Raw genomic sequence first — 9,413 nt, forward strand, 5'->3', positions numbered from 1 at the left:
CCCTGGAAGGCGGTAGGACTCAAGTTGCAGAAGCGAAGAATTGAGTTGTATTGGGGTTTCTGAAACGCAGAGTGGCGGCCGAGCCAACGGGGAATAGTGCGTGAATTGAGATGCCCTTGATGTAAGGGGAAGGCGAGGCGGAGGCTGGGTGCAAACAGGGGAGTGGAATTCAAACAAAGAAATGATGCCGGGCGCCGGTGCAGGTCGCCTGGGTGTGTTTAACTATCGTACGCGTGCCAGTTCTCGCAGTTGTCACGCCTGCCGCAGGCTGTTAGGTTCCCGAAAAGCCACCACTCCATACGGAGGAGTTCCCATGTTCCCGGTCTACCGGTATTTCGCATGGACCCAGGGGCAGGCCAGCGCAACAGTGACCATGGGCCTCGACGCGAGCCGTCGCTATCTGATCACTGGCGGATTGACTGGAAAATCCGGTTCCAGCTACGGCCAGATCTTTATATCCGTAGTGTGTACGCAGCGCAGTTCAGATCAAATTCAGTGCGGCATCCGGGACGACCCTGCATCCCCACCCGACGTCAACATCAAATCCTTGGGCGCGGTCGAGTTCCTACAGAATGCGACACGCGTCACCGTGAAACTGCGGGGTGACGGCGAACTGCATCGCGCCGAAGGCGTCGTCTACGACATCACGTGACCCCCAGCCAGGAGACCCCCATGGAATGCGTCAGTTTCGCCGTCTACGAGGCCAGTACGGGGACCATCGTCCACGTTCACACCGAGCCCGTGGATTTGGGCAGCTCAGAGGAGGAGATCCTCCGTCAGGCCGACCCCCGCCGAGACCGAGACTTCCGCGTACTTAAACTGCCCACCATGGAATGGCCGACCGGACCGCTACACGTCGCCGAGGGGCAACTGCGCCTGGCCAACGGGGACATGCCGTATGCAGGAGGCGGCGTGACCGGCATGTCAGAGCCTCCCACGACACAGCGGCAATACCACGAGCCTCCATCCGAGCAGTAGTCTCACCGCCTATCAGGTCACAGCCTGCGGCTGAGCCGAATCAGCCAGCCGCCAGCGCCGCCGTGGCCACCAGCGCGGGGAGAACGAGGGCGCCGGTCTCCGCAAACTCCGGGCGGGTGCCCCTATGGCTGTAGTCAAGGGAGCACCGCGCCCGATCCCGAGCCGTCCCGCCCGCCGAACGCCCAGCCGTCCGAGCCCACCAGCGGACCGATCACCGACCCGACCCCGGAACCGAACTGCATGCTCTACGACTTCGAGTGCCATACCGACGGAACCTCCGGCGATACGACTTCGGCGCCGTCCACGCCGCCCGACGGCAGGGGCGGGACCGGTGGGAACGCTGGGCTCTTCGGTGGGACCGGCTGCCCGTGATCGCGATGAGGCTACGAACGTGGCACACCCGTAAGGCTCCTCGGAATGCAAGGTAGCGTCAGAACGAGCGAACGCACTGCTCAGCAGGCCCTTTCTGCGTGAGCGATGCGTGAGCGGATGGTGCGGCACGAGCCGTCATAAGGTGGATCACCCCTCACGGCGAATGCGCTCTGACCAGGTGGTTCCGGACCTCGAAGCAGCGTCCGGAATCACCTAGCAAGATCCCGCCAGGACTTTTAATCCATTGGTTGTGGGTTCGAGTCCCACAGGGTCTACGCGAGAGCCCCCAGCTCAGAGACGTTTCTGAGGTGGGGGCTCGGTTGTGTTTCGGGGGCTGTTCACGTGATCAGCAGCAACGCCACGGCGAAGAGTGACTGGCCCACGAGGAAGAGGTTGCCGCGCTGGAACAGCATGGTGTTCTCGTGCAGCGTGTGCTCCCAGAGTCTGCCGTCCTCCGCGATGCGTTGGGCTTCGCTGCCGTCCCCCATGCGTGCGTTCTGCCCTGCGGGGGCGCGGAGCCACCCCTTCCGCCGGCTGTCCGCGGTCGCGTCAGCCCGCCGTCAGCTTCGCCAGCGGCAGTGTGTGCTGGGTCTGGAGGACCTTCGCGCGGAGGTAGCGGACGTTGTGGGCCGTGGTGAAGACGCCCGTCGGGACGCGGTGGCCGACCGTGATGCCCAGGTCGCGGAGCTGGTCCGCCTTGTCGGGGTTGTTGGAGAGGAGGTCCAGTTCCGTGATGCCGAGGGCCCTCAGCATCTGGGCCGCCGCCGTGTAGTCCCGGGCGTCCTCGGGAAGGCCCAGGGCCGTGTTCGCGGCGTACGTGTCGAGGCCCTCGTCCTGGAGGGCGTACGCGTCGAGCTTGTTGTAGAGGCCTATGCCCCGGCCCTCCTGGCGGAGGTAGAGGAGCACTCCGCCCCGGGTCGCGATCTGCTCGACCGCCTCGCGGAGCTGGGGGCCGCAGTCGCAGCGGGACGAGCCGAAGACGTCGCCCGTCAGGCACTCGGAGTGGAGGCGGACCAGAGGAGTGGCCGAAGGAGTGACCGAAGGGGTGGTCGAAGGGGTGGTCGGAAGGTTGCCGAGGATCATCGCCACGTGTTCCTGGCCGTCGGTCAGGCCGTGGAAGGTGACCAGTTCGGCGTCGACGCTGTAGCCGTCGTTGAAACGCAGCGGCACCCGGACGCGCGAGCGCTGGGTGGCGGCGGGGTAGTCGGGCATGCGGTTCTCCCGGTCCGATCTCTCACCTGCTTCAGATTTGAAGCAGATCCTCGGATCGCGACACTACCCCATGCTTTAAAGTTGAAGCAACGGATATTGGTGGTTGTGGTGCGACCCGTGTGTCCCCGTACGGTCCCCGTGCGCCTTACGCCTTACGCCTCGCCCGTCGTCGTCCCTCCCGCGCACGGGCTCGACCGGCGGCGCCACGGGACGTCGTCCGGGGCCGCCTGCGGGTCGCCCCCCTCCAGGCCCCGCGCGATCTCCGTACAGATCTCCTCCAGCTGCCCCACCTGCTCCGGCGTGAGCTTGTCGAAGAGCGTCGCGCGGACTGTCTCGACGTGGCCGGGGGCCGTGCGCTCCAGCAGGGCCATCCCCTCGTCCGTGAGGATCGCGACGCTGCCCCGCTTGTCCATGGGGCAGTCCTCGCGGCGTACCGCCCCGTCCTTCTCCAGGCGGGTCACCGCGTACGTCAGCCGGCTGCGGGTGATCTTCGTGCTCTCCGCGAGGTCCGTCATGCGCAGACTGCGGCCCGGCGCCTCGGAGAGGTTGGCGAGGATGGAGTAGTAAAGGTGCGGCATGCCGGCCTCCTGCTGGAGCTGCCGGTCGATCGCGTCCTCCAGGAGATGGGAGGCGGCGATGTAGGCGCGCCAGGCGCGCTGCTCCTCGGGGGTGAGCCAGCGGGTCGTCATGCCCCCAGTGTAGGTTTGTTTCAAACTTGAACCAAGCCCGGATCGGCGACCGGGCGACACCGGCCCGCCGTCTGGGCGAGCCCCGCCTCTGCCTCCGAAAGAGCCCGCCATCCCGACAGCCCGCCAGAGCCCGAAAGCGAGCGCGTCCATGCCTCACCCCTACGTCCTGTTGTCCGCCGCCGTCTCCCTCGACGGCTGCCTGGACGACACCGGCCCCGGACGGCTGCTGCTCTCCGGACCGGCCGACTTCGACCGGGTCGACGAGGTACGGGCCGAGTCCGACGCGATCCTCGTCGGCGCGGGCACCCTGCGCGCCGACAACCCCCGGCTCCTTGTGAACTCCGCCGAGCGCCGCGCGGCCCGGGTCGCCGCCGGACGGCCGGAGTACCCGCTGAAGGTCACCGTCAGCGGCAGCGGCGACCTCGACCCCGACGCCAACTTCTGGTCCACGGGCGGCGAGAAGATCGTCTACACGACCGACGAGGGGGCCGCCAAGGCCGGTGACGCGTTGCGCGGGCTCGGCGTCGATGTCGTCTCCGTCGGCCCGGACGTCGACTGGCGGGCCGTACTCACCCACCTTCACGACGTCCGCGGCGTACGGCGGCTCATGGTCGAGGGCGGCGGCCGCGTCCACACCCAGCTTCTGAGCCAGGGCCTCGCCGACGAACTGCAGCTCGCCCTCGCGCCCCTCGTCGTGGGGGAGCCGGACGCGCCCCGGCTGTTCGGACCCGGCGACTACCCGGGCGGCCCCCGCAACCGGCTGCGGCTGGTCGAGACGCGGCCCGTGGGGGACGTCGTCCTCATGCGGTACGTCCCCACCGCGCCCGGCACCGGGAACGTACCCTCCGCCGCCGACCACCGATGGCTCGCGCTCGCCTGCGAACTGGCCGCCGAGTGTCCGCCCTCGCGGACCGCGTTCAGCGTCGGCGCGGTCGTCGTCGCGGCCGACGGTACGGAGCTGGCCCGGGGGTACTCCCGAGAGGCTGACCCTGTGTCGCACGCGGAGGAGGCCGCGCTCGCCAAGGTCGAGCCGGGTGATCCGCGGCTCGCGGCCGCCACCGTCTACAGCAGCCTGGAGCCGTGCGCCCGCCGCGCGTCCCGGCCCGCGCCCTGCGCCCGGCTGATCCTCGACGCGGGCGTACGCAGGGTCGTGACCGCCTGGCGGGAGCCGGACACCTTCGTGGCGGGCGCGGACGGGAGCGGGCTGCTGGCCGCGTCCGGCGCCGACGTCCTGGTGCTCCCGGAGTACGAGGCCGACGCGAAGGCCCCCAACCGTCATCTGGCCTGACCGGCGCGTTTCCCGTCGGTACGGCCGACGGGCAGGGCCGACCCGTATCGCCGATCGTCATTTTTCGTACCAAACCACCCGGTGAAGCGCGGGCGAAGTTAACGCGTGTGCTTCGGGTCCCGCAGATGGCGTACAGTGGTCTTAACGACGCGGGGTGGAGCAGCTCGGTAGCTCGCTGGGCTCATAACCCAGAGGTCGCAGGTTCAAATCCTGTCCCCGCTACTGAAGGCCCGAGGCCGGAATCCGATCAAGGATTCCGGCCTCAGGTGTTTTCCCGGGTGTTTTCTTCAGGCGCTTTCCCGGGTGTTCCCAGGTGGCTTCACCCGCCCGGTCCTCGTCCGCTCGCCCGCCACCCCCGCTCCCGGAAGCCTGGACAGGTGGAGGAGCAGGAGTCGGTGCGGGTCGAGCCCGTGGACGTCGAGCCCGTGGAGAGGACCGCCTCGTACCAGCGCACCCTCGTCCGCGTGCTGCCGGCGCTGCTGATCGTCGCCGGTGTCTGTTACGACCTCCTCACCCCGCAGGACTTCACCGCGGCTCCCTTCTTCACGGCCGCGGTGCTCATCGCCGCACCCCTCTTCTCGCTCGGCGCCACGGTGTGGACGGGAATCGCGGCGACCGTGGGCATGGCTCTCGTGCATCTCAAGTTCGCCTTCGACGCGGGTGCGGTCACAGAGGTCCTCACCGTGGCCACGGCCGCCGTGCTCGCCGTCGGCATCAACCGGCTCGTGGGACGCGGCAACGCGCGCCTCGCCACCGCCCGCGAGATCGCGGAGGCCGCCCAGCGGGCCGTACTGCCCGAACCGGCCGCGCGGATCGGCGGTCTTGAGATCGCGGCACGGTACGAGGCCGCGCAGGAGGGCGCGTTCATCGGGGGCGACCTGTACGCCGTGCAGGACACCCCGCACGGCGTACGGCTCCTCGTGGGCGACGTACGGGGCAAGGGCATGGGGGCGGTCGGCGTCGTCGCCGTACTCATCGGGGCCTTCCGGGAGGCCGCCGAGCAGGAGGCCAGCCTGGAGGCGGTCGCGCAGCGGCTGGAGCGGGCGCTCGCGCGCGAAGGTGTCCGGCGCGACATCATCGCGGTCTTCGAGGACTTCACCACCGCCGTGCTCGCCGAGATCCCGCACGGCACCCCGGTCGTACGCCTCGTGAACCGCGGCCACCCCGGGCCCCTCCTGCTGTACGGCGACGGAGAGGTACGTACGCTCGCCGCGCCGGAGCCCGCGCTGCCGCTCGGGACCGGGGAGTTGGGGGCCTGGCCCGACCGAGGACAGGAGGAGGAGTTCCCCGGCGGGGCCATGCTGCTCTTCCACACGGACGGGCTCTCCGAGGCGCGGGACCGGCGAGACGTCTTCTACGATCCGGCGCGACGGCTGTCCGGGCGGGTCTTTCCCGGGCCCGACGCGTTGCTCACCGCGGTACTGGACGACGTCCTGCGGCACACCGGGGGCGGGGCGACCGACGACATGGCTCTGCTTGCGGTGCGGCGGCCGTGAGGGCGCAGTCGTGAGGGCACGGTCGTGGTGATTGCGTGACGGTCGTGAGTGCGGCGGCCGTGAGATGCGTCGCTCTTTCGGAGACCCATGTCACTGCTGGTAGTCGAACGGCGTCCCTCCGCTCAACAGCTGACGCACCATCAACAGGACTCCTGTTCCTGAATGTCGATCAACTCGCCCGATTTACCCCGCTCGTGACCTGTAAGTCCGGGCCAAGGGTCGTAACGATCATCAGGAACAGCTTGGAATCCGGTGCCCGGGTCTATTAACGTTCGATAACGCAGCGCGGTCGTCCCAGCCGTCACAAGAGTCGGCTCCGTGCGCACGCGCCGAATCCCGCAAGGGAACCGGGGAACCATCACTTGGGGTGAATCGCTCGTCTTCGCGGTGTAGCGCACCGCGGTTGACGCGCGTAGGAGACCTTCCTGCTCCGAACCCGTCAGCTAACCCGGTAGGCGAGAAGGAAGGAAAGGAGTGCGCCCACGTGGCGTCCAACCGGTCTGCCCTCACACCCTCGTTCGTTCCGGATGAGTTGACGGGTGAGTCCTCGGGTGAGAAGAAGCCCGACACATTCGCCTACGGCGCTCGTAAGGACGAGGAGACGTGGGAGGTCTGGAATCCCAGCGCGGAGACCGTCCTTCCGGTCCGCGGCCGGCACCGCGTCGCCAAGCAGCGCGGCGGCGGACTCGCCCGTAGCTCGACCGTTCTGGGCGTCGGTGTCATAGCCGCCGTCGGTGCGGGTGGCATGGCCACCGCGCAGACCGGCAAGCCCCCGGTGTCGATCTCGATCCCCGACCTGCCGAACGTCGGCTCGCCGTTCTCGGACGACGACGCCCCCGAGGGCTCCAGCACCCCGATCACCGCCGTCGGCCTCACCGCTGCCGACGCCGAGCAGGGCAACTCGGATGCCGGCGAGGCCCTGCGCGCCCGCATCATGCTCCAGGCCGAGCAGCAGCAGGACCAGGTGGACCGCGAGGCCCAGGAGGCCGCCGAGGCCGCCGCCGCGAAGAAGGCAGCCACGCTGGCCGCCAAGGAGAGGGACGCCGCCGAGGCCAAGGTCGCCGCCGCCAAGAAGAAGGCCGACCAGGAGGCCAAGGAGAAGGCCGAGGCCGCGCGCCTCGCCGAGCTCGCCAAGCAGTTCACGCTGCCCACCTCCTCGTACACGATCACCTCGACCTACGGTCAGACCGGCTCGCTGTGGTCCTCCGGCCAGCACACGGGTCTGGACTTCGCCTCTCCCACGGGTACGCCGATCAAGGCCGTTTCCAGCGGCACGATCAAGGAAGCGGGCTGGAGCGGGTCGTACGGCTACCGCACGATCCTGGAGCTCGAAGACGGTACGGAGCTGTGGTTCGCCCACCAGTCGTCGATCAGCGTGAGCGCCGGGCAGAAGGTCAGCACGGGTGACGTCATCGGCCGCGTGGGCGCGACCGGCAACGTCACCGGGGCGCACCTCCACCTTGAGGTCTACACCAGCGGTGGCGACGGCATCGACCCGATGGCGTGGCTGCGGGGCAAGGGGCTCACCCCGTAAGAAGGGTCTGAGAGGTTCCTGGGTGCGGAATACGGCCGTCCGGTACGGCCGTTGACCCACCCATGACCTCTCTCCGCAAGCTGGGTTCGTCCGACCTGGAAGTTTTTCCGCTCTCCCTCGGCGGCAACGTCTTCGGCTCCTCACCGGCAAGTACCGGGCGGGTGCCGTCGTCGACAGCGCGCGGGCCGGGTCCGCGGGTGCGCATCTGGAGTCGGAGCGGGGGCCGCGGGTGCTGGCCGCGCTCGACGAGGTCGCGCGGGAGCGTGGGGTCGAGGCCGCCACCGTGGCTCTGGCCTGGCTGGCGTCCCGGCCGACCGTCGTCGCGCCCATCGCCAGCGCTCGTACGGTGGAGCAGCTTCCGGCGTTGCTGGGGGTGGCCGGGCTTGTCCTCACGGAGGGGGAGTTGGGGAGGCTGACCTCGGCTTCTGGCTGAGGGGCGGGGCGGGACTGGGGGTGGGGTTTCGTCTGGGGTGGGGGTGCGGTTGCGCTCTTGGGTTCGTGTTGTGGTTTGGGGCTGCGCCTATTAAGAGCGGTACGGGTTGTACGTGTACTGCGTTGGCGCTGGGTAGCCCTGCCACTGCGGTGCCACCGGTGCCGGAGCCGTCGCCCGGGCCGCGTACAGGAGAGCCGGGCGGGCCGGTTCTCGGCGCGTCCACAGTTCGTGGAGCAGCTCCCGTTCCCGTACGACGAAGTCGGCGCCCGCGCGGCCCTTGCGGCCCCGGTGGCGCAGGAACGCCAGCGACGTCGCGTACGCCTCGTACTCCGCGACCGCCCTGCCCGCCGCGCGACCGCCGTGGTGCGTGGCGTACTCGCGGGCCAGCCGCCGTGCCTTCATCGAGCCGAGGACGTACGGCTCCGGTGCCGTGAGCCAGCCCGCCATCGCGTACGCGGGGAGTTCGTCGCGGATCGTGCCCAGTTCGCGCTGGCGGGTCCAGATGACCAGCCAGGTCAGCAGGCCGAACGCCGGGACCATGAAGGCCGCGTAGACCGTGAAGAAGCCGTACTCGCCGAACGTCGACGAGCCGTTCCACATCGCGTGCATGCCCATCGCCAGCAGCAGCCCGATGATCGGGAGCAGTACTCGGCGTACCTGGTGGCGGTCCGCGGACAGCGCCGCGATGCCGAAGCCGATGCCCGTGAGCACGGTGAACAGCGGATGCGCGAACGGCGACATGATCACGCGTACGAAGAAGGTCGCCGCCGTGACGGAGGCGATGCCGCTGCCGCCGCTGAGCTGGTCCGTGCCGAACGCCGTGCCGAGGTACAGGATGTTCTCGGTGAACGCGAAGCCGGTCGCCGTGACGCCGGCTATCACCACGCCGTCCAGGATTCCCGTGAACTCCCGTCTGCGGAACAGGAAGACGAGTAAGACGGCTGCTGCCTTCGCCGACTCCTCGACTATGGGTGCTATGACCGTCGCGCCCAGTGTGTCGGCGCTGGACGGGTCCGCCGTCGCCGTCGCTATCCATCTCGTCGCGAAGCTGTTCGCGACGATGGCTATCAGTGCGGCGGCGCAGGCGCCCCAGGCGAAGGAGAAGAGAAGGTTCCGCCAGGGGCCCGGTTCCACTCTGTCCAGCCAGCGGAACGCGGCGACGAGGAGCGGGACCGGGAGGACGGCCAGGCCCAGGCCCACCAGGAAGCCCTCGGTGCCGGTCTGTTTGCGGACCAGGGCCAGGATGACGAGGCCTGAGAGGGCCAGCAGGGTGGTCAGGGCGCTGTAGCGGACCCACTTGCGCTGCCACCAGTGCGGGGCGCCTCCGGCGGGGATGCCGGGGAAGCCGGGGTGTGGCGGGAGCGGGGGACCGGTGGCCATGACAAAGACCCTAACGACGGAGGGGCGTGGG

At 69.1% G+C, this 9,413-nt stretch carries 8 protein-coding genes, 1 tRNA gene, 1 pseudogene and 1 riboswitch; of the genes and pseudogenes, 6 read left to right on the plus strand and 4 right to left on the minus strand.

Going from position 1 to position 9,413, the window contains the following annotated elements:
* Window positions 1-313 precede the first annotated feature (313 nt).
* A complete protein-coding gene (locus tag O3Q52_RS41710) occupies window positions 314-652 on the plus strand; it encodes a hypothetical protein (RefSeq protein ID WP_269653763.1) in 339 nt (112 codons plus the stop codon).
* Between the two features lie 1,036 nt (window positions 653-1,688).
* On the opposite strand, the gene O3Q52_RS41715 is transcribed toward O3Q52_RS41710, so the two are convergent.
* The 3 genes from O3Q52_RS41715 to O3Q52_RS41725 all read right to left on the minus strand — a co-directional run bounded on the left by O3Q52_RS41715 (window position 1,689) and on the right by O3Q52_RS41725 (window position 3,251).
* Window positions 1,689-1,838, minus strand: a complete 150-nt coding sequence (locus O3Q52_RS41715) for a hypothetical protein (RefSeq protein WP_269653764.1) — start codon at window positions 1,836-1,838, stop codon at window positions 1,689-1,691.
* A 61-nt stretch (window positions 1,839-1,899) separates the two neighbouring features.
* Window positions 1,900-2,562: a GTP cyclohydrolase II gene (ribA, locus tag O3Q52_RS41720; RefSeq protein ID WP_269653765.1), complete on the minus strand. Its 663-nt coding sequence runs from the start codon at window positions 2,560-2,562 to the stop codon at window positions 1,900-1,902.
* Window positions 2,563-2,714: 152 nt separating this feature from the next.
* Window positions 2,715-3,251, minus strand: a complete 537-nt coding sequence (locus O3Q52_RS41725) for a MarR family winged helix-turn-helix transcriptional regulator (protein ID WP_269653766.1) — start codon at window positions 3,249-3,251, stop codon at window positions 2,715-2,717.
* Between the two features lie 148 nt (window positions 3,252-3,399).
* On the opposite strand from O3Q52_RS41725, the gene O3Q52_RS41730 reads away from it, so the two are divergent.
* The 5 genes and pseudogenes from O3Q52_RS41730 to O3Q52_RS41750 form a co-directional block, all read left to right on the plus strand.
* Window positions 3,400-4,539 (plus strand): dihydrofolate reductase family protein, encoded by a 1,140-nt coding sequence (locus tag O3Q52_RS41730; protein ID WP_269653767.1) that lies wholly within the window; start codon window positions 3,400-3,402, stop codon window positions 4,537-4,539.
* Window positions 4,540-4,687: 148 nt separating this feature from the next.
* Window positions 4,688-4,761: transfer RNA gene (locus O3Q52_RS41735), tRNA-Met, on the plus strand.
* A 155-nt stretch (window positions 4,762-4,916) separates the two neighbouring features.
* Window positions 4,917-6,035, plus strand: coding sequence for a PP2C family protein-serine/threonine phosphatase (locus O3Q52_RS41740; protein WP_269653768.1), 1,119 nt, complete (start codon window positions 4,917-4,919; stop codon window positions 6,033-6,035).
* A 317-nt stretch (window positions 6,036-6,352) separates the two neighbouring features.
* Window positions 6,353-6,508, plus strand: a riboswitch (cyclic di-AMP (ydaO/yuaA leader).
* Between the two features lie 11 nt (window positions 6,509-6,519).
* Window positions 6,520-7,569 carry a M23 family metallopeptidase gene (locus O3Q52_RS41745; protein ID WP_269653769.1) on the plus strand — a complete coding sequence of 350 codons (1,050 nt, stop codon included), beginning with the start codon at window positions 6,520-6,522 and terminating at the stop codon, window positions 7,567-7,569.
* Between the two features lie 139 nt (window positions 7,570-7,708).
* A pseudogene (locus O3Q52_RS41750) lies at window positions 7,709-8,002 on the plus strand (aldo/keto reductase); the annotation flags it as partial.
* A gap of 90 nt (window positions 8,003-8,092) precedes the next feature.
* Here O3Q52_RS41750 and O3Q52_RS41755 read toward each other — a convergent pair.
* Window positions 8,093-9,382 (minus strand): PrsW family intramembrane metalloprotease, encoded by a 1,290-nt coding sequence (locus O3Q52_RS41755; protein ID WP_269653770.1) that lies wholly within the window; start codon window positions 9,380-9,382, stop codon window positions 8,093-8,095.
* Between the last annotated feature and the right edge of the window lie 31 nt (window positions 9,383-9,413).

Source organism: Streptomyces sp. ActVer (assembly GCF_027270795.1).
GTDB lineage: Bacteria > Actinomycetota > Actinomycetes > Streptomycetales > Streptomycetaceae > Streptomyces > Streptomyces umbrinus_A.

Bases quoted from the DNA above. Each gene is read 5' to 3' on its own strand.
- O3Q52_RS41725 (WP_269653766.1), bottom strand. From the start codon at position 3,251: ATGACGACCCGCTGGCTCACCCCCGAGGAGCAGCGCGCCTGGCGCGCC.
- O3Q52_RS41730 (WP_269653767.1), top strand. From the start codon at position 3,400: ATGCCTCACCCCTACGTCCTGTTGTCCGCCGCCGTCTCCCTCGACGGC.
- O3Q52_RS41710 (WP_269653763.1), top strand. From the start codon at position 314: ATGTTCCCGGTCTACCGGTATTTCGCATGGACCCAGGGGCAGGCCAGC.
- ribA (WP_269653765.1), bottom strand. From the start codon at position 2,562: ATGCCCGACTACCCCGCCGCCACCCAGCGCTCGCGCGTCCGGGTGCCG.
- O3Q52_RS41755 (WP_269653770.1), bottom strand. From the start codon at position 9,382: ATGGCCACCGGTCCCCCGCTCCCGCCACACCCCGGCTTCCCCGGCATC.
- O3Q52_RS41715 (WP_269653764.1), bottom strand. From the start codon at position 1,838: ATGGGGGACGGCAGCGAAGCCCAACGCATCGCGGAGGACGGCAGACTC.